Below are 19,487 nucleotides of genomic sequence, written 5' to 3'. Positions count from 1 at the left end.
GAGGACCCATGCCCGCGGCCGCCCCCGCCTGGGACCCCGCCCAGTACCTCCGCCACGCCGGACACCGCGCCCGCCCCTTCACCGACCTCCTGGCCCGCGTCCCCGACCTCCCCGGCGACCCTCCCCGCATCGCCGACCTCGGCTGCGGCCCCGGCAATGTCACCGCGCTGCTCGCCGCCCGCTGGCCCACCGCCCGGATCACCGGCTACGACAACTCGCCCGCGATGCTCGACAAGGCCCATGTCGATCATGAGGGGCCCACCCCGGGCGGCGGCCGTCTCGACTTCGCCCACGCCGACGTCCGTACGTGGACGCCGGGCGAGCCCTGCGACCTGATCGTCAGCAACGCCACGCTCCAGTGGGTGCCGGGGCACCCCGACCGGTTCGCCGACTGGGTGGCCGCGCTGAACCCCGGCGGGACCTTCGCCTTCCAGGTGCCCGGGAACTTCGACGCCCCCAGCCACCGCCTCATGCGCGAACTCGCACACGCACCGCACCGGCGCGACCGGCTCGCGGGTGTCCTGCGCCACGGCGACGCCGTCCTCACCCCCGAGGTCTACCTGGAACGGCTCACCTCCCTCGGCTGCACCGCCGACGTGTGGGAGACGACGTACATCCATCTGCTCCAGGGCGAGGACCCCGTGCTCGACTGGGTGAAGGGGACCGGCCTGCGGCCCGTGCTGACCGCCCTCGCCGACGATCCCGAGGCACGGGACGGCTTCCTCGCCGAGTACCGCGCCGCCCTGCGCGAGGCCTATCCGGCGGGGCCGCACGGTACGCCGTTCCCGTTCCGCAGGGTGTTCGCGGTGGCCCGGAAGGAACGCTGATGATCGTCGCCCTCGACCACGTCCAGCTCGCCGCCCCGCCCGGGAGCGAGGAGCGGCTGCGGGCCTACTACGCCGGTGTCCTCGGCATGACCGAGATCCCGAAGCCGCCTCTGCTCGCCCGGCGCGGCGGATGCTGGTTCCAGGCCGGTGCCGTGCAACTGCACCTGGGGGCCGAGAAGGACTTCCGGGCGGCGAAGAAGGCCCACCCCGGGCTGCGGGTGACGGGCATCGACGCGTACGCCGCCCGGCTGGCAGCCCACGGGGCGCCCGTCACCTGGGACCCCGCCCTCCCGGGACACAAGCGCTTCTACTCGCACGACCCCGTCGGCAACCGCCTGGAGTTCCTGGAACCCCTCTAGGCCTTCCGGCGCCCTATCAGGTGCGGCTTCGCCTCCAGTCCGTCCAGCCCGTGCCACGCCAGGTTCACCAGGTGCGCGGCCACCTCCGCCTTCTTCGGCTTGCGTACGTCCAGCCACCACTGGCCGGTCAGGGCGACCATGCCGACCAGGGCCTGGGCGTACAGCGGGGCCAGCTTGGGGTCAAAGCCGCGGCTCTTGAACTCGCGGCCCAGGATGTCCTCCACCTGGGTGGCGATGTCCGAGATGAGCGAGGCGAAGGAACCCGTCGACTGGGGGATGGGGGAGTCACGGACCAGGATGCGGAAACCGTCCGTGTACTCCTCGATGTAGTCCAGCAGGGCGAAGGCCGCCTGCTCGCACAGTTCACGCGGGTGGCCGGCGGTCAGGGAGCTGGTCACCATGTCCAGCAGGCGCCGCATCTCGCGGTCCACGACCACCGCGTACAGCCCTTCCTTGCCGCCGAAGTGCTCGTACACCACCGGCTTGGAGACCCCGGCCTTCGCCGCGATCTCCTCCACCGACGTGCCCTCGAAACCCTTGGCGGCGAAGAGCGTGCGACCGATCTCCAGCAGCTGCTGGCGGCGCTCGGCACCGGTCATCCGGGTGCGACGCACTCGCCGCGGCTTGTCGTTGCTGGGGTTGCTGCTCGAGTCGGTCGCCACAGCGACCATCATGCCGCCTTGACGGGCTCCTTCCCGCGCGGGGAGCCGCCTTCCCCGGTGTCACGGCGCGAATCGATACGCGAGCGTGACGGCCAGCGCACGTCGTACGCCCAGCCGAGCATCTCGAACCAGCGGATCAGCCGGGCGGAGGAGTCCAGCTGGCCGCGCATCACACCGTGCCGCGCCGAGGTGGGGTCGGCGTGGTGCAGGTTGTGCCAGGACTCGCCGCAGGACAGGATCGCCAGCCACCACACGTTGCCCGAGCGGTCGCGCGACTTGAAGGGGCGCTTGCCCACCGCGTGGCAGATCGAGTTGATCGACCACGTCACGTGGTGCAGCAGGGCCACCCGGACGAGCGAGCCCCAGAAGAACGCCGTGAACGCGCCCCACCAGGACATCGTGACCAGGCCGCCGATCAGCGCCGGGAGGCCCAGGGACACCACCGTCCACAGGACGAACTGGCGGGAGATCGCGCGGAGCGTCTTGTCCTTGATCAGGTCCGGGGCGTACTTCTCCTGCGATGTCTGCTCTTCGTCGAACATCCATCCGATGTGCGCCCACCACAGGCCCTTCATCAGGGCCGGGAGCGTCTCGCCGAACCGCCACGGCGAGTGCGGGTCGCCCTCGGCGTCGGAGAACTTGTGGTGCTTGCGGTGATCGGCCACCCAGCGGACCAGCGGACCCTCGACCGCCATGGACCCTGCGACGGCCAGCGCGATCTTCAGCGGCCGCTTGGCCTTGAAGGAACCGTGGGTGAAGTGACGGTGGAAACCGATCGTGATGCCGTGGCACCCCAGGAAGTAGAAGAACACCAGCAGACCGAGGTCCAGCCAGCTCACCCCCCAGCCCCAGGCCAGCGGCACGGCCGCCAGCAGCGCGAGGAACGGGACGGTGATGAAGAGGAGGAGGGCGATCTGCTCGATGGACCGCTTCCGCTCGCCGCCCAGCGTGGCGGCGGGAGCTTCGTCGGTGGCCTGACCGGACGCCTTCGGGGCGTTTTCGATCACGTCGGAACTACTGGTCATACGCGTCCCCTGGGGGGTATGTGGATGGTGGAGAGGGTGCCGGGTCACGGGAACCCCGCAATGCTTCCTACGGTTCCGTAACCTACGGCTTCGTAAGTATGGCAGCGCGTCGCCCGGCGGCAAGAGCCCGAGAGCCTGCGCGTCCCGGCCGACACCTATCCTGGAGTCGGTCGGACAGCGCGGTCCGCTCTGTTTTCTTCCCGGATGTCCGGCCCGTATGCGGCGCCCGCCGCGCGAGACGCCGTCCGGGTACCCCCTCCCAGACGAGCTTCAACACTGCAAGGAGCCGCACCTGTGAGCAGTGCCGACGACCAGACCACGACGACGAGCAGTGAGCTGCGTGCCGACATCCGCCGACTGGGCGACCTCCTCGGAGAGACCCTCGTCCGGCAGGAGGGCCCCGAGCTCCTGGAACTCGTCGAGAAGGTCCGCCGCCTCACCCGTGAGGACGGCGAGGCCGCCGCCGAGCTGCTGCGCGGCACCGAACTCGACACCGCGGCCAAGCTGGTCCGCGCCTTCTCCACCTACTTCCACCTGGCCAACGTCACCGAGCAGGTCCACCGCGGCCGCGAGCTGCGCGCCCGGCGCGCCGCCGAGGGCGGACTGCTCGCCCGCACGGCCGACCGGCTCAAGGACGCCGACCCCGAGCACCTGCGCGAGACGGTCCGCCACCTCAACGTCCGCCCCGTGTTCACCGCCCACCCCACCGAGGCCGCGCGCCGGTCGGTCCTGAACAAGCTCCGGCGCGTCGCCGCGCTCCTGGAGACCCCGGTCATCGAGTCCGACCGCCGCCGCCTCGACATCCGGCTGGCCGAGAACATCGACCTCGTCTGGCAGACCGACGAACTGCGCGTCGTGCGCCCCGAGCCCGCCGACGAGGCCCGCAACGCCATCTACTACCTCGACGAACTGCACGCGGGCGCCGTCGGCGACGTCCTGGAGGACCTCACCGCGGAGCTGGAGCGGGCCGGAGTCAAGCTCCCCGACGACACCCGCCCCCTCACCTTCGGCACCTGGATCGGCGGCGACCGCGACGGCAACCCCAACGTCACCCCCCAGGTCACCTGGGACGTCCTCATCCTCCAGCACGAGCACGGCATCAACGACGCGCTGGACACGATCGACGAACTCCGCGGCTTCCTGTCCAACTCCATCCGCTACGCCGGCGCCACCGAGGAACTGCTGAGTTCCCTCCAGGCCGACCTGGAGAACCTCCCCGAGATCAGCCCCCGCTACAAGCGCCTCAACGCCGAGGAGCCCTACCGGCTCAAGGCCACCTGCATCCGGCAGAAGCTGGAGAACACCAAGCAGCGCCTCGCCAAGGGCACCGCGCACGTGCCGGGCCGCGACTACCTCGGCACCAGCGAGCTGATCAGCGACCTGCGGATCATCCAGACCTCCCTGCGCGAGCACCGCGGCGGCCTCTTCGCCGACGGCCGCCTCGCCCGCACCATCCGCACCCTCGCCGCCTTCGGCCTCCAGCTCGCCACCATGGACGTACGCGAGCACGCGGACGCCCACCACCACGCCCTCGGCCAGCTCTTCGACCGGCTCGGCGAGGAGTCCTGGCGGTACGCGGACATGCCCCGCGACTACCGCACCAAGCTGCTCGCCAAGGAGCTCAGGTCCCGCCGGCCGCTCGCCCCCACCCCGGCCCCCGTCGACGCGCCCGGCGAGAAGACCCTCGGCGTCTTCCAGACCGTCAAGCGGGCCCTGGAGGTCTTCGGGCCCGAGGTCATCGAGTCGTACATCATCTCCATGTGCCAGGGCGCCGACGACGTCTTCGCCGCCGCCGTCCTCGCCCGCGAAGCCGGCCTCATCGACCTGCACGCCGGCTGGGCCAAGATCGGCATCGTGCCCCTGCTGGAGACCACCGACGAGCTCAAGGCCGCCGACACCATCCTCGAGGACATGCTCTCCGACCCGTCCTACCGGCGCCTCGTCGCGCTCAGGGGCGACGTCCAGGAGGTCATGCTCGGCTACTCCGACTCCTCCAAGTTCGGCGGCATCACCACCAGCCAGTGGGAGATCCACCGCGCCCAGCGCCGCCTGCGCGACGTCGCCCACCGCTACGGCGTCCGGCTGCGCCTCTTCCACGGCCGCGGCGGCACCGTCGGCCGCGGCGGCGGCCCCACCCACGACGCCATCCTCGCCCAGCCCTGGGGCACCCTGGAGGGCGAGATCAAGGTGACCGAGCAGGGCGAGGTCATCTCCGACAAGTACCTCATCCCGTCCCTGGCCCGGGAGAACCTCGAACTCACCGTCGCCGCCACCCTCCAGGCCTCCGCCCTGCACACCGCACCCCGCCAGTCCGTCGAGGCCCTCGCCCGCTGGGACGCCGCCATGGACGTCGTCTCCGACGCCGCCCACGCCGCCTACCGCCGCCTCGTCGAGGACCCCGACCTGCCGACGTACTTCCTCGCGTCGACGCCGGTGGACCAGCTCGCCGACCTGCACCTGGGCTCCCGGCCCTCCCGCCGCCCCGGCTCCGGCGTCTCGCTCGACGGCCTGCGCGCCATCCCGTGGGTGTTCGGCTGGACCCAGTCCCGGCAGATCGTCCCCGGCTGGTTCGGCGTCGGCTCCGGCCTCAAGGCCCTGCGCGAGGCAGGCCTGGACACCGTGCTCGACGAGATGTACGGCCAGTGGCACTTCTTCCGCAACTTCATCTCCAACGTCGAGATGACCCTGGCCAAGACCGACCTGCGGATCGCCCAGCACTACGTCGACACCCTCGTCCCCGACGAACTCAAGCACGTCTTCGACACCATCAAGGCCGAACACGAACTGACCGTCGCGGAGGTCCTGCGCGTCACCGGCGAACAGGAACTCCTCGACGCCGAACCCGTCCTGAAGCAGACCTTCGCCATCCGCGACGCCTACCTCGACCCCATCTCCTACCTCCAGGTCGCCCTGCTCAAGCGGCAGCGCGACGCGGCCGCCGCCGGCGAACAGCCCGACCCGCTCCTCGCCCGCGCCCTGCTCCTCACCGTCAACGGCGTGGCAGCGGGCCTGCGCAACACCGGCTGAACCGCTCCCGGACACCACCGTGCCCCCGAACCCGTACGGGCCCGGGGGCACGGTCCGTTCCGCGTCAGCCGCGGCCGAGCCTGCGGCGACGCAACACCAGGAACCCGCCGCCCGCCACCAGCACCGCCGCCACACCGGACAGCACACCCACCGGCGCTCCATTGCCCGTCTCGGCGAGATCACCCTCGGCACCGCCCTGCGGCGACGGCGACGAAGACGCCGGCACACCCCCGCCGGCCGGCGAACTCGGGGACGCCGGGGACGCCGACGAACCCGGCCCCGCCGACGGCGCCGCTGACGCCCCGGACGAAGGCGACGGCGAAGCCGACCCGGACGGCGTCGAACCGCCGGGCTCCTGCTCGTCCTCGCAGTCCGTCCAGAACACCTTGTGCTTGGCGGCACCCTTCTCACCGTCGAAGTTCCAGAACAGCTTGTAGTGCCCGTCGGGCAGCGACAGATCCTCCGTACGGCCGTGGCCCTCCGCGTCCAGGGTGAGCGCGCCGGACTTCACCGTCTCCCCCTTGTTCTCGCTCGGGGGGATCGCGTCGATGCGCCAGTCGACCTCCTGGCCGCCGTCAAAACCGAAGGCGTCCAGGTAGAACGTGCACACGTGCGGCTCGTTGCGGCGCAGTTCCTCGTCCGTCGAAGCGTCGTGGATCTTGACCGTGCCGTTGTCACCGGGAGGGGTCGCGTGGGCGGCCGGAGCGAGCAGGAGGACCGCGGAAGCGGCGGCGGCGACAGCGCCGGCGCGCGAGAGAGTTCGCATCGAGAAGTCATCCATCTTCGAGAAGTGACCGAGAAGATGTGGAGGGGGCGGCTCAGCTTCCAGCCCCACCCGACCGCCCGTCAATCACGAACCGACAACGCTCGGCCCCCCACAGAAAGGGAGAACGCCGGAACCCCTCAGACGGTCACTCAAACAGTCACTCAAACAGTCACTCAGACAGTCACGAAAGCCGCCGTCAGCAACGCCACGCCCGACAACGCCATCACCCACGCCGCCCGCGTACGCAGCAGACCACCCGCCACCACGACCGACGCCAGCAACAGCGCACCACCCAGCGGAATCCACGCGTACAGCACCCCGGCCGGGCCCGAGCGCACCGCGTCATCACTGCCGGGCTTCACGACCACCGTGTAGGTCCGGCCCTTCTGCACCGCGACCGACTTCTCCAGGACCACCTTCGACCGGGGCTGCCAACCCTCGGACAACGGCGAGTACCGACCCGTGCACGTGTCCTGCCCGCACCGCGACACCTCGACCGTGCCGCGCTCCCGGCCCTTCGTCAGCATCACGTGCTGCGCCGTGCCCCACGACGCCCACACACCCGCGATCAGGATCAGCACCGCGACCGCACCCATCGCCGCGAACCGCCCGAACCGCAACACGGCATGGGCGCTCTCGTGAGTGACGGCAGCAGAGGCAGGCATGGCCGGGATCATTGGCCATACCCGCACGGCCGGTCAACTCCCCAGGGCGACAAGTCAGGAGTTGTACGTACTCTGCGCCCGCTCCAGCCCCTCGATCACCAGAGCCTCCACCGCGTCCGACGCCCGGTCCACGAAGTAGTCCAGCTCCTTGCGCTCCGCCGACGAGAAATCCCTCAGCACGAAATCCGCCACCGGCATCCGTCCCGGCGGCCGGCCGATCCCGAACCGCACCCGGTGATAATCCGCCCCGAACGCCTTCGTCATCGACTTCAACCCGTTGTGCCCGTTGTCCCCGCCGCCCAGCTTCAACCGCAGCACCCCGTAATCGATGTCCAACTCATCATGAATCGCCACGACATGGGCCACCGGCACCTTGTAGAAGTCCCGCAGCGCGTTCACCGGCCCGCCCGACAGATTCATGTACGACATCGGCTTCGCCAGAATCACCCGACGGCTCATCGGCCCCGGCGGCCCGATCCGTCCCTCGACGACCTGCGCCTGCGCCTTCCCGGCCCGCTTGAACCTCCCCCCGATCCGCTCCGCCAGCAGATCGGCCACCATGAAGCCCACGTTGTGCCGGTTACCCGCGTACTCCGGCCCCGGATTGCCCAACCCCACGATCAGCCAGGGCACGGCGGCATCGGTCGTCACGTCCATGTCTCCTTCATACGCGTCGGCCGCTGCCCCGCACGGGAACAGCGGCCGACGAAACGACGACGAGGGATCAGGCCTCGGCGGCCTCTGAGCCCTCTTCCTCGCCCTCGGAGGGCTCCTCGGCCTGCGCGGCCAGAACCTGAAGGACGACCGTGTCCTCCTCGACGTCCAGCGTCGTGCCCTTCGGCAGCGGGATGTCCTTGGCCAGGATGGAGTCACCGGCCGTCAGACCCTCGACGGAGACGGTCACGGACTCCGGGATGTGCGTGGCCTCGGCCACCACCGGCAGCGCGTTCAGCACGTGCTCCAGCAGGTTGCCGCCCGGGGCCAGCTCACCCTCGGTGTGCACGTAGATCTCGACGTTGACCTGCTCGCCACGCTTCACCAGCTGAAGGTCCACGTGCTCCAGAAAACCCTTCAGCGGGTCACGCTGCACGGCCTTCGGAATCGCCAGCTCGTTGGACTTGCCGTCGATGTCCAGCGCGATCAGCACGTTCGGCGTACGCAGCGCCATCAGCAGCTCGTGACCCGGCAGGGTCAGGTGCAGCGGGTCCGAACCGTGCCCGTACAGGACACCCGGAACCTTGGACTCACGACGGATACGGCGCGCGGCACCCTTGCCGAACTCGGTGCGCGTCGCGGCGGAGATCTTCACCTCGGACATACTCACTCCTCGAAGTCAGAAACGGACGTGGTCACCCGGCCACGAACGGCCTGCTACGAAGAGCGCGTCGATAACGGACCGCCGTACAAGCCTCCAGAAGAAGCGGTACGGCCTCCCTCGCCGAGCAACTTCAGCAGTCTACTCGGCAAGGGAGGCCGCACCCAAAACGATCTACAGAAGCCCGACCAGGGCCTCCTACTGGTCGTCGAACAGGCTCGTCACCGAACCGTCCTCGAACACCTCACGCACCGCGTTCGCGATCGTCGGCGCGATCGACAGCACCGAGATCTTGTCCAGGTCCCCGCTCAGCTCACCCGGCGTCGGCAGCGTGTTCGTGAACACGAACTCACTCACCCGCGAGTTCTTCAGCCGGTCCGCCGCCGGACCCGACAGCACACCGTGCGTCGCCGTCACGATGACGTCCTCCGCGCCATGCGCGAACAGCGCGTCCGCCGCGGCACAGATCGTCCCACCCGTGTCGATCATGTCGTCCACCAGGACACACACGCGCCCCTTCACCTCACCCACGACCTCGTGGACGGTGACCTGGTTCGCGACGTCCTTGTCCCGGCGCTTGTGCACGATCGCCAGCGGCGCGCCCAAACGGTCGCACCAGCGGTCGGCGACCCGCACCCGGCCCGCGTCCGGAGACACGACCGTCAGCTTGTTCCGGTCCACCTTCCGGCCCACGTAGTCCGCCAGCAGCGGCAGCGCGAACAGATGGTCCACCGGACCGTCGAAGAAGCCCTGGATCTGGTCCGTGTGCAGATCCACGGTCAGCAGCCGGTCCGCACCCGCGGTCTTCATCATGTCCGCGATCAGACGCGCCGAAATCGGTTCACGTCCCCGGTGCTTCTTGTCCTGCCGCGCGTAACCGTAGAACGGCACGATGACGGTGATGGAGCGGGCCGACGCACGCTTCAGCGCGTCGATCATGATCAACTGTTCCATGATCCACTTGTTGATCGGAGCCGTGTGGCTCTGGATCAGGAAGCAGTCCGCACCACGTGCCGACTCCTGATAACGCACATAGATCTCCCCGTTCGCGAAGTCGAAGGCCTTCGTCGGGACAACCCCGACACCCAACTGCTGGGCGACCTCCTCGGCAAGCTCGGGGTGGGCGCGGCCGGAGAAGAACATCAACTTCTTCTCGCCGGTCGTCTTGATCCCGGTCACAGCACTGTCTCCTCAGAGGTGTCGCAGCTGGGTGTCGAGAGACCTCTCAGCCGGCTTGCTAGAGGCCGTCTCAGCTGGTGGGGGTGCGGGTGTGCACTTATCACCGTACGCCGTGTTTCAGGCACCGGTTTCCGGTCAGCCCTCCTCGGCCGACCCCCGGGAAGCCGCCTCGGCCGCCTTCGCAGCCGCGCTCCCCGGACGCTTACGAGCCACCCAACCCTCGATATTCCGCTGCTGACCACGGGCCACAGCCAGCGAACCGGGCGGCACATCCTTGGTGATCACGGACCCGGCGGCGGTGTACGCGCCGTCCCCGACCGTGACAGGCGCCACAAACATGTTGTCCGAGCCCGTACGGCAATGAGAACCGACAGTCGTGTGGTGCTTCTCCTGACCGTCGTAGTTCACGAACACGCTCGCGGCACCGATGTTCGTGTGATCACCGATCGTCGCGTCACCGACATACGAGAGATGAGGCACCTTCGTCCCCTCACCGATCGAGGCGTTCTTCGTCTCCACGTACGTCCCGATCTTGCCCTTCGCACCCAGCCGGGTCCCCGGACGCAGATACGCGAACGGCCCCACGCTCGCCTCCGCACCCACCTCGGCGCCCACCGCCACCGTGTTGTCCACGCGCGCGCCCGCACCCACCCGGGTGTCCGTCAGCCGGCAGTTGGGACCGACCTCCGCACCCTCGCCCAGGTGCGTCGCCCCGTGCAGCTGCGTGCCCGGATGCACCACGGCGTCCTGCTCGAACGTGACCGTCACATCGACCCAGGTGGTCGCCGGATCGACGACCGTGACACCGGACAGCATCGCCTCGGTGAGCAGCCGGTCGTTGAGAATCCGACGCGCCTCCGAGAGCTGCACACGGTTGTTGATACCGGCGATCTCCCGGTGGTCACCCGCCACCGACGCCCCGACCCGATGCCCGGCCTCACGTAGGATCCCGAGCACGTCGGTCAGGTACTCCTCGCCCTGGCTGTTGTCGGTCCGCACCTTCTTCAGCGCGTCGGCCAGCAACTGCCCGTCGAACGCGAACACGCCCGAGTTGATCTCCCGGATCGACCGCTGCGCGTCGGTGGCGTCCTTGTGCTCCACGATCGCCGTCACGGCACCCGAGTCGTCCCGCACGATCCGGCCGTAGCCCGTCGCGTCCGGCACCTCGGCGGTCAGGACGGTGACCGCGTTGCCGTCTTCCCTGTGGGTCGCGGAGAGCGCCCGCAGCGTCTCGCCGGTGAGCAGGGGAGTGTCCCCGCACACGACGACGACCGTCCCGTCGACGGACCCGCCGAGCGCTTCCAGTCCCATCCGCACGGCGTGACCCGTGCCGTTCTGCTCCGCCTGTACCGCCGTGCGGACGTCCGGGGCGATCTCGCCGAGATGGGCGGTGACCTTCTCACGGGCGTGGCCGACCACGACGACCAGGTTCTCGGGGTGCAGCTCGCCCGCGGCGGCGAGCACGTGTCCCACGAGACTGCGGCCGCAGAGCTCGTGCAGGACCTTGGGTGTGGCCGACTTCATACGGGTGCCCTCACCCGCTGCGAGAACGACGACGGCTGCCGGGCGGTTGGCGCTCACGGGATGCCCTTCGGCTGTGGATGGGGTGGGGTGACATCCGCAGGATACCGGGGGGTTTTGTGGGGGGTGGGGGTGTGGGGCCTGGCCGGGGGTTCGCGGAGTCAGGACCCGAACTGAGGCTCTGGGGGCCGCTGGCTCCCCCGCAAGGATTCGAACCTTGTCCTGCTGGTACCAAAAACCAGTGTGCTGCCAGTTACACCACGGGGGACAGCGCCTCAGACCTTACCGGAGACGGGCCTGAGCGTGGGCAACGATGCCGCTCCACCAGCCTTCGATGCGGTTGTACAGCTCGGCACTTCGGGAAACCGTCACGGCAAGGCAGCCGTGGTAGTCGTCGCCAGTGTTCTTGCGGACGGTTTTGGGGTTGTGCTTCTTCAGCGTCGGCCTGGCGAAGACCGACGCGTCGACGTCAGCCAGGTCCGCCCAATAGCGCTGTGCCGCCTCGACGTCCGCTGATTCGTGGATGAGTACCCGGAAGCGCAGGCGTTCCCGGCTCACCCCGAGCAGGTCGAGCCAGGCGAGGTAGACCTGGATCACTCCGGGGTCACTGTTGACGAAGACGACCCTCTCGCGCCGGTCGTATGGCTTGCTCTTGGCGCCCTCGGCCCAGTAGAGCGCGACGCCCGTCAGGAACAGCTCCCTGTCCGTGAGGTCGCCCACCTCCTGTGTTGCGCTTTCCTTGGTGCGCTTGCGCTCTTCGTCCTGCGTGGCGCGGAGCCGGGCGAGACCCGCTTGCATGAGTGCCCGCTGTTCCTCCGGCGTGTACCGGGGTTCCGGCTTCGGCAGGTCCCTCACCCACAGCGACACCGAGCTCCTCGAGCACCCCAGCTCCGCCTCGATCTGGTCGTACGTCCAGCCCTGGAGCCGGAGCTCCCTGGCCTTCTGCCGTAGGTCGTCCTTCGCGTTCGGGCGCTTCGTCCAGGCCGGCGGGGGCTCACCCTTGACCAGTTGGTTGAGGATGTCGTTGTTGAAGATCTTCAGCTCGTCGCGGATCTGACGAAGGCTGTAGCCCGACCGCCGCAGCGCCACCGCCCTCTCCCGCAGGCCCTCGAAGTCGGCGTATTTGCCAGGTGCATGTGTCATAGGCATACCGTCCGGGCGGAATGGAGGCCTCCGGGGTCGAACGGTGAGCGATTCAGCAGTTCGAGGGATATCGGGCCGTATCGCAGCCGAACGGTCACGGAGTGTGGTGTGGGCAAGTCCGGGAAATGCGCCGGAAAACCGGCTGCGGGCGCCCGTAGGCTGGAGGCATGACCGCGACGGGGGAAGACCTTGTGACGGCCCGGGGAGGGCCATGGTGGTGGGACAGACGGCGTAGTGCCGTGTTCGATGTGAGTCTGGCCGTGGTGTCCGCGCTGGAGTGCGGGGCGGAGGGCATTCCGTTCGCCAGGGACGCGGGGGTCCCGGTGGCCGCGGGGGTCGTTTTCGGTGTGGTGGCCGGTTCCGTGCTGCTAGTGCGGCGGCGCTGGCCGATCGCCGTCGTGCTGGTCTCGATCGCGATCACGCCCGCCCAGATGGGTTTCCTGATGGGCGTCGTCGGCCTCTACACCCTGGCCGCGTGCGAGCTGCCCCGGCGGATCGTCGGCTCGCTGGCGGGGATGTCGCTGGTGGCGACGCTCATCGTGACGTTCGTGAAGACGCGGCAGGACATGGTGCGGGGTGATCTGGACCTGGGGGACTGGTTCGTGCCCTTCGCGGCGATCACGATGTCGCTCGGTTTCACGGCGCCCCCGGTGCTGCTCGGTCTGTACGTGGGGGCCCGGCGGCGGCTGATGGAGAGCCTGCGGGAGCGTGCGGACAGTCTGGAGCGGGAGCTTCAGCTGCTCGCGGAGCGGGCGGAGGAGCGGGCCGAGTGGGCCCGGAACGAGGAGCGGACGCGGATCGCCCGGGAGATGCACGACGTCGTCGCGCATCGGGTGAGTCTGATGGTCGTGCATGCCGCCGCGCTTCAGGCGGTGGCGCGGAAGGATCCCGAGAAGGCCGTCAGGAACGCCGCGCTCGTGGGGGACATGGGGCGGCAGGCGCTGACCGAGTTGCGGGAGATGCTCGGGGTGCTGCGCAGTGGCGGGGGCGAGCGGCGTGAGCGTGCCGCGTCGATGCCGTTGGCGGCGGTGGGGGTGGCTGCCGCGGCGGCGGCTTCGCGGGCGGCTGACGACGAGGGGCCGTGTCTGGCGGAGATCGAGGATCTGGTGGGGCAGTCGGCCGCCGCGGGGATGGTGGTCGATCTGACGGTGGAGGGTGATGCCCGGTCGTATGCGCCGGAGGTGGAGCAGACGGCGTATCGGGTGGTGCAGGAGGCGTTGACGAACGTCCACAAGCACGCGGCCGGGGCGAAGACGTATGTGCGGCTGGCGCATCGGGTGTCGGAGATCGCGATGCAGGTGGAGAACGAGCCGCCCGAGGCGGCGGCGTCGTCGGCGCGGTTGCCGTCCGGGGGGAACGGGCTGGTGGGGATGAAGGAGCGGGTTGCCGCGCTGGGCGGGGTGTTCGTGTCCGGGCCGACGGATGCGGGGGGTTTTCGGGTGTCGGCGGTGATTCCGGCGTCGTAGCCGTCCGCGCGGCTCTGTGTGGCTGTTGTCAGCCCGCTGTCAGGCGCGTCGGTGCCGTGCCGGCGATGAGGGTGGACAGGGCTTGGTCGATGTCGGCGCCGAGGTACCAGTCACCGGTGTGGTCGAGGGTGTAGACGCGGCCTTCGGTGTCGATGGCGAGGAGGGCCTGGCTGTCGGTTTCGGCGCCGAGGGGGCAGACCTCGGTGCCGAGGGCGCGGCCGAGGTCGCCGAGGGTGCGGGCCATGTGGAGGCCGTGCAGGGGGTCGAGGTGGAGGGTGGCGGGGGCGACCTGGCGGCCGGGGCCGGTGGGGGTGATGTGGAGTCCGCCGAACTCGGCCCAGGCTTCGACGGCCGCGGGGAAGACGGTGTGGCGGTGGCCGGCGGGTGAGGCGTGGTCGCGCAGGGCGTCCGCCCAGATCTCGGCCTGTTTGATGTCCCAGCGTCCGGGTTGCCAGCCGGCGGCGCGCAGGGTGGCGTCGACTTGTACGGCGAAGCGGGTGGTGGAGGTGCGGTCGGTCTGCATCTGCCCTTCGTCTCGTCGAGGTCATGGGCGGCGTGGGGTGCGCGCCGAGGGGTGTTGTTCCGGTGTGCGTGGGGGGTGGGGTGCGTCAGCCGGTCGTGGCCGCAGGGTCGACTATGCGGACGCCGAAGTGGGCGCTGAGCGCGGTGCAGGCGCGGCAGGGGGTGGCGAAGCTGCCGTGGAGGGGGTCGCCGTCCTCGCGGATGCGGCGGGCGGTGAGTTTGGCCTGCTTGAGGGCTTTGCGGGCCTCGCCGTTGGTCATGGGTTTGCGGGCGGCGCGTTTGCTGCGGGCGGCGTCGGCGGCGGTGATGTGCCGGGAGATGAGGATGGTCTCGGCACAGCGGCCGGTGAAGCGGTCGCGCTGGGCGCTGGTGAGGGTGTCCAGGAAGTCCTGGACGAGGGGGTGCAGGGCGGGAGGTGCGTCGCCGCGGGCGGCGGTGCCGGTGAGGGTGGCGCCGCGGACGGAGAGGGCGGCGGCGACGGTGGGGAGGATGCCGTCGCGGCGGTGGTGGAGGACGGGGGCGTGGGGCGCTTCGGTGGCGCTCCAGCCGATGCGGGGGTCGCCGCTTCGGGGGGCGCCGGTGCGTGGGTCGCCGCCTTGTGGGGCACTGCCCCGGGGGTCGCCGTTTCGTGGGTCGGCGGACCTGCCGGTGTGTGGTCCCGTCTGTGTCGCGTTCATGATCGTATTCCCCTCCGTGCATCCCCCGGGGGTCACAGACTGCCAAATGCCGTGGCTGGTGCGGAAGCTGGGGAGCGGTGACACGCCCGTTCCGGGGCGTGCCGTCACGGTGGGGTGACGGCTGGTCACAGAAGCGGAAGGGGCGGCTGACCGGTGCCGGTGACCGGTGTCGTCGTACCGCATAGGCTGTCGGCACCGCGGGCCGTGCGGTGATCCGTTCGGAGATCGATGCAGTGAACCGGAGGGTGATCCGTGGGGTCGGCGGGTGCAGGGAAGTGCAGTGAAGTCGAGACAGACAGACGTGACAGTCGATACGGGCCGTAGTGCGCCAAGGGTGGTCAATACGGGTCGTACAGAGTGCCGCAGGGGGCAACCGCCATGACGACAGGTCGGCTCGGGCAGCAAGCCGCGCCGCCGAACGCGGCCTACGCCGGGCAGGTCGTGCATTTCCCGGATCCGGTCCGGGCGGCCCGTCACCCGAGAGGGGTACGGGTCGACGAGCGTGGTTACCCCGACTTCTCGCCCTATGCGCGTGCGGCCGCGGAGATCGCGGAGCCGCCGGAGGGTTTCGGTGTCGACGAGTTGCGGCTGACGGACTACGTGTCGGCGAACATGGCGCTGTCGGCGTCGGGGCACGAGTTGTGGGACACGGTGCCGGCGGTGGCGACGCCGCACGGCTGGACGTGGCACCACGCGGTGGGCTCCCGGCGGCTGGAGCTGGTCCCGGTCGAGGTGAAGGCGTTGCTGCGGCACCACGGCGGTGTGGCGACGTCGGGCGTCGACCATGCCAAGCGGGGCACGCGGCCGTTGCAGGAGACGCGTCCGGCGCACTTCGGGCTGCCGAAGTCGGGTGTGGCGGTGACGGAGTCGCAGGTGCAGGGGGTCGAGGAGGATCTCGGCTATCGGCTGCCGGGTCCGTACCGGTCGTTTTTGAAGGCGGCGGGGGGCTGTGCGCCGGTGGGTGCCGCGCTGGACGCGGAGCTGGGGCTGCTGGTCGACCAGCCGTTCTTCACCGTGCGGGACGAGGCGGCCGTGAACGACCTGGTGTACGTCAACAAGTGTCTGCGTGACCATCTGACCAAGGACTACCTGGGGGTCGCCTTCGTGCAGGGCGGGCTGCTGGCGGTGAAGGTCAAGGGGGACCGGATCGGTTCGGTGTGGTTCTGCGCGTACGACGACGCGCGGGACGTGGATCCCTCGGTGCCGCCGGCGGATCGGGTGGAACGGTTGCTGCTGCCGTGCGGGGACGACTTCGATGTCTTCCTGTCGCGGCTGGCCGGTGATCCGCCGGAGTTGGAGACGGTGGCGAACTTGATGGTGGACGGCGGGTTCGCGCGTGTGGTGCCGGTGGGCGCGGTGTCGTCCTCGGCCGTGGGGGAGTGACGTCAGCGATGGTGACCTTCGCGCAGGCGCAGGAGCGCGCGGAAGAGTGGATCAACGGGGACGTGCCGTCGTACCAGCATCGTGAGGTGCGGGTGCGGGAGTTCGACCTGGGGTTCGTGGTGTGGGCCGAGGACCGGGCGGACGGGCCGCGTTCCGACGGTGGCGCGCAGCGGCTGGTGATCGCGCGGGACAGCGGTGAGGCGACGCTGTGGCCCGGGCTGCCGGTGGGTGAGGTGATCCGCCGGTACGAGGAGGAGTACGGCCGTCCGGACACGGCGGAGGAGCCGGCGCCGGCCGCGGCGGCCCGGGTGGATCTGAACCAGACGTCCTTCCTGCTGACTCCGCCGGAGTGGTTGCAGGACGCGGCCGACAAGCTGGGGATTCCGGATCGGCGGGGGGCCGGTGCGGGTTCGGGAGCGGGGGCGGGGGCGGGTGCCGCGTCGGCTTCCGCCGCCGACCCGGCTGGTGCTTCGGGCTCTGCCGCTGCCGGTGCTGCAGGGGGTGATTCCGCTTCCGGTACGTCCTGGCCTGCTGCGGTGGGGAGTGACGGCGGGGGAGCGGAGGCGCCGGGTGTGCCTGCCGGGGCCACGCCCTGGGCGGGTACGGACACCAACGGCGATGCCGGTGACGACCGTTCCGTACCGCTGCCCGCGACGGTCTTCGCGCCGCCGCTGAGCGAGACCGACGGTGACACGCCGCCGCCGACGACGCCGGAGGCCAAGACGGCGCTGCTGTCGGGCGGCAGCCAGCTTCCGCCGACGGCGGTCTCACCGGCGATCGACGATCCGAACGCGCAGGGCGGTGCGGGTGCGGGTGCGGCTTCGCCTGGTGGGCCGGGCTACGGCTATCCGCCGGGGTCGGCGGGTGCCGCTCCGGCTCCTGGCGTGCCGGGTACGCCGCCCGGTGGTGTGCCGCTGGGCAGCACGCCTCCGCCTGGGCCGGGCGGGCAGCCGTACGGGTATCCGCCGCAGGGTGCCGACGGTGGGGCTGTGGGGTCTGCGGGGGGTGGGGCGGCTTCCGGGCCTGCTCCCGCCGGTGTTCCGCAGCCGCCGAACGGGCCGGGTGTGCCTGAGCGGCCGCTCGCGCCGAACGCCGGGGACATCGCCGACGCCGCGACCAGCAAGGCGGCTCCACCGCCGGGTCGTGGACGGGGCGCGGGGCCGACGACGCCGCCTCCGCCGGGCGCCCCGGGGACGCCGGGTGTCCGGCCGGGCAGTACGCCGCCTCCGCCGTCGGGGCCCGGTGCGCCGGGTACCCCTGCGGGGGGTTACGTGCCTACGCAGCTCGTGTCGGCGCTCGGGCCTGAGGGGTCCGGTGGCCCTGGGGGTCCTGGAGGTCCGGGTAACGAGGGGCCTGGTGCTCCGCTGCCTCCCCAGCAGCCGCCGGGTCCTCCTGGTGCGCCGCAGCCTCCGGGTCCTCCTGGTGCGCCGCAGCCTCCGGGTGCTCCGAACCCGCCCGGCGTCCCTGGTGGTACGCCGCCCGGTGGTGTTCACCATGCCGCCACGATGCTGGCCGATCCCGGTCGGTCCGGTCCGGGTGCACCGCAGCCTCCGGGGCCTCCGGGCGCGCCTGGTGCGCCTGGTGCTCCGCAGCCTCCGGGTACGCCGAACCCGCCTGGTGCGCCGGGTGCCCCTGGCGCCCCGGGTGTTCCCGGCGGCCCGGGTCCCGTGCATCACGCGGAGACCATGCTGGCCACGCCTCCGGCGGGCGGCCCCGGCGTGCCTCCGCCGCCGCAGGCCCCCGGGGCGCCACCCGCTGCCCCGGGTGTCCCGGGCGCCCAGGGCGCTCCTGGCGTGCCCGGTGCGCCGCCGATGCCGCCCGGGGCGATGCCGCCTGGTGGGATGCCACCGGGTGCGATGCCACCGGGTGCGATGCCGCCCGGCGCCATGCCGCCCGGTGCGATGCCGCCGCCCGGTCAGCCCGGCCCCGGGCAGCCTCCGGCGTACGGCTATCCGCAGCAGCCCGCCGGGCAGCCGACGGTCGGCCCCGGCTACCAGGCCGTGCTGCGCTACCGCGCGCAGGACGGTTCCGAGCAGCAGCTGATCCGGCGTTCGGCGCCGGGTACGCCGCATCCGGAGTGGCAGATCTTCCACGAGCTGCGGGCCATGAACGTGCCCCCGGACCAGGTGCTGGAGCTGCACACCGAGCTGGAGTCGTGTGAGCTGCCGGGTGCGTACTGCGCGCGGATGATCCGGGAGCAGTGGCCGCAGGCGCGGATCACGAGCATCGCGCCGTACGGTACGGACCACGCGAGCCGGCAGCAGGGTATGCGGCAACTGCTGGTCCACCAGGGCGAGTTGCACCAGGTGGCGGACGGCCCGGCGCGTCCGGCCCCGGTGCGGGCGCCGTTGCCGCCGGTGCCGGCGGTGCCGCCGATCCCGCCGGAGGCCATCGCGCAGGAGCTGGCGGCCGCGTTCGGGCCGGGGGTGTTCCGGTTCGAGCAGGCCGCAGTGTCCCGGCAGGGTGTGCCGCCGGTCGTGGCGCACACGCTGGTGGCGGCGGGCCTGCCGATGGACATGGGCCCCTTCTTCTGGGCGCAGGCGCAGCCGGGCAGGCCCGTGCCGACGCTGGCGGAGCTGGCGGCCGAGCGCGGTGTGCAGCCGGCCTCGGACGCGGGTTCCTACCTGGTGATGGGCAGCGACTTCGGCAAGGCGATCTGCGTGCAGTACGGCACGGCGAACATCGTCGCCGTGCCGGTGGAGGCGGGGCCGGGCGGGGCGCCCGTCCCGCCGCAGTTCGTGAACACCGGGCTGCCGGAGTTCGCGCGCTGCCTGGCGCTGCTCGGGCGGATGTGGCGGCTGCGGTTCGGGCTGAACCAGGAGCAGGCGGGGCGCTGGACCGTCGACTTCCAGGCCCAGTTGGCCGCGCTCGACCCGGCGGCGCTGGGGTCGCCGGAGAGCTGGTGGTCGGTGCTGCTGGAGCAGATGTGGGACGGACTGCTGTGACGCGC

The 19,487-nt window shown here is 70.9% G+C and carries 17 protein-coding genes and 1 tRNA gene; 6 read left to right on the top strand and 12 right to left on the bottom strand.

Annotated elements, in window-relative coordinates; translation table 11 throughout:
* The first annotated feature begins 8 nt into the window (after positions 1-8).
* A complete protein-coding gene (locus tag CP976_RS18285; protein ID WP_150481347.1) occupies positions 9-827 on the top strand; it encodes a trans-aconitate 2-methyltransferase in 819 nt (272 codons plus the stop codon).
* Positions 827-1,186, top strand: coding sequence for a VOC family protein (locus tag CP976_RS18280; protein ID WP_150481346.1), 360 nt, complete (start codon positions 827-829; stop codon positions 1,184-1,186). Before CP976_RS18285 ends, CP976_RS18280 begins: the two co-directional genes overlap by 1 nt.
* Here CP976_RS18280 and CP976_RS18275 read toward each other — a convergent pair.
* The gene (locus CP976_RS18275; RefSeq protein WP_086849988.1) at positions 1,183-1,860 is read right to left on the bottom strand and encodes a TetR/AcrR family transcriptional regulator; all 678 of its coding nucleotides are present in this window, start codon (positions 1,858-1,860) and stop codon (positions 1,183-1,185) included. The genes CP976_RS18280 and CP976_RS18275 overlap by 4 nt on opposite strands.
* Positions 1,857-2,873 carry an acyl-CoA desaturase gene (locus CP976_RS18270; protein ID WP_150481345.1) on the bottom strand — a complete coding sequence of 339 codons (1,017 nt, stop codon included), beginning with the start codon at positions 2,871-2,873 and terminating at the stop codon, positions 1,857-1,859. Before CP976_RS18270 ends, CP976_RS18275 begins: the two co-directional genes overlap by 4 nt.
* Before the next feature lie 294 nt (positions 2,874-3,167).
* Between CP976_RS18270 and ppc the strand changes: the two genes are divergently transcribed.
* Positions 3,168-5,900 (top strand): phosphoenolpyruvate carboxylase, encoded by a 2,733-nt coding sequence (gene ppc / locus CP976_RS18265; RefSeq protein ID WP_150481344.1) that lies wholly within the window; start codon positions 3,168-3,170, stop codon positions 5,898-5,900.
* Positions 5,901-5,964: 64 nt separating this feature from the next.
* Here the strand turns inward: ppc and CP976_RS18260 are convergent, their stop codons facing one another.
* The 8 genes from CP976_RS18260 to CP976_RS18225 form a co-directional block, all read right to left on the bottom strand.
* A complete protein-coding gene (locus CP976_RS18260; protein ID WP_150481343.1) occupies positions 5,965-6,666 on the bottom strand; it encodes an LPXTG cell wall anchor domain-containing protein in 702 nt (233 codons plus the stop codon).
* Positions 6,667-6,839: 173 nt separating this feature from the next.
* Complete coding sequence (locus CP976_RS18255) at positions 6,840-7,343, bottom strand: hypothetical protein (protein WP_150485389.1); 504 nt, start codon at positions 7,341-7,343, stop codon at positions 6,840-6,842.
* Between the two features lie 42 nt (positions 7,344-7,385).
* A complete protein-coding gene (gene pth, locus CP976_RS18250) occupies positions 7,386-7,988 on the bottom strand; it encodes an aminoacyl-tRNA hydrolase (RefSeq protein WP_150481342.1) in 603 nt (200 codons plus the stop codon).
* Positions 7,989-8,055: 67 nt separating this feature from the next.
* Positions 8,056-8,649 carry a 50S ribosomal protein L25/general stress protein Ctc gene (locus CP976_RS18245; protein WP_150481341.1) on the bottom strand — a complete coding sequence of 198 codons (594 nt, stop codon included), beginning with the start codon at positions 8,647-8,649 and terminating at the stop codon, positions 8,056-8,058.
* A gap of 195 nt (positions 8,650-8,844) precedes the next feature.
* On the bottom strand, positions 8,845-9,825 hold the full coding sequence (locus CP976_RS18240) for a ribose-phosphate diphosphokinase (RefSeq protein ID WP_059415896.1): 981 nt from the start codon (positions 9,823-9,825) through the stop codon (positions 8,845-8,847).
* 135 nt (positions 9,826-9,960) lie between these two features.
* Complete coding sequence (glmU, locus tag CP976_RS18235) at positions 9,961-11,406, bottom strand: bifunctional UDP-N-acetylglucosamine diphosphorylase/glucosamine-1-phosphate N-acetyltransferase GlmU (RefSeq protein ID WP_150481340.1); 1,446 nt, start codon at positions 11,404-11,406, stop codon at positions 9,961-9,963.
* A gap of 132 nt (positions 11,407-11,538) precedes the next feature.
* Positions 11,539-11,614: transfer RNA gene (locus CP976_RS18230), tRNA-Gln, on the bottom strand.
* Positions 11,615-11,628: 14 nt separating this feature from the next.
* Complete coding sequence (locus CP976_RS18225; protein WP_150481339.1) at positions 11,629-12,489, bottom strand: terminase gpP N-terminus-related DNA-binding protein; 861 nt, start codon at positions 12,487-12,489, stop codon at positions 11,629-11,631.
* Positions 12,490-12,656: 167 nt separating this feature from the next.
* Between CP976_RS18225 and CP976_RS18220 the strand changes: the two genes are divergently transcribed.
* Positions 12,657-13,955, top strand: coding sequence for a sensor histidine kinase (locus CP976_RS18220; protein WP_150481338.1), 1,299 nt, complete (start codon positions 12,657-12,659; stop codon positions 13,953-13,955).
* 28 nt (positions 13,956-13,983) lie between these two features.
* Here the strand turns inward: CP976_RS18220 and CP976_RS18215 are convergent, their stop codons facing one another.
* Entirely contained in the window at positions 13,984-14,478 is a 495-nt protein-coding gene (locus tag CP976_RS18215) for an SUKH-3 domain-containing protein (RefSeq protein WP_150481337.1), read from the bottom strand.
* An 85-nt stretch (positions 14,479-14,563) separates the two neighbouring features.
* Positions 14,564-15,154: a YwqJ-related putative deaminase gene (locus CP976_RS18210; protein WP_150481336.1), complete on the bottom strand. Its 591-nt coding sequence runs from the start codon at positions 15,152-15,154 to the stop codon at positions 14,564-14,566.
* Between the two features lie 378 nt (positions 15,155-15,532).
* On the opposite strand from CP976_RS18210, the gene CP976_RS18205 reads away from it, so the two are divergent.
* Both CP976_RS18205 and CP976_RS18200 read left to right on the top strand, forming a co-directional pair.
* Positions 15,533-16,537: an SMI1/KNR4 family protein gene (locus tag CP976_RS18205; RefSeq protein ID WP_150481335.1), complete on the top strand. Its 1,005-nt coding sequence runs from the start codon at positions 15,533-15,535 to the stop codon at positions 16,535-16,537.
* An 8-nt stretch (positions 16,538-16,545) separates the two neighbouring features.
* The gene (locus CP976_RS18200) at positions 16,546-19,482 is read left to right on the top strand and encodes an SUKH-4 family immunity protein (protein WP_150481334.1); all 2,937 of its coding nucleotides are present in this window, start codon (positions 16,546-16,548) and stop codon (positions 19,480-19,482) included.
* Positions 19,483-19,487 lie beyond the last annotated feature (5 nt).

This window comes from Streptomyces coeruleorubidus (assembly GCF_008705135.1).
GTDB classification, from domain to species: domain Bacteria; phylum Actinomycetota; class Actinomycetes; order Streptomycetales; family Streptomycetaceae; genus Streptomyces; species Streptomyces coeruleofuscus.
Note: the sequence above shows the minus strand (reverse complement) of the source record. Positions and strands in the feature narration are given on the sequence as shown.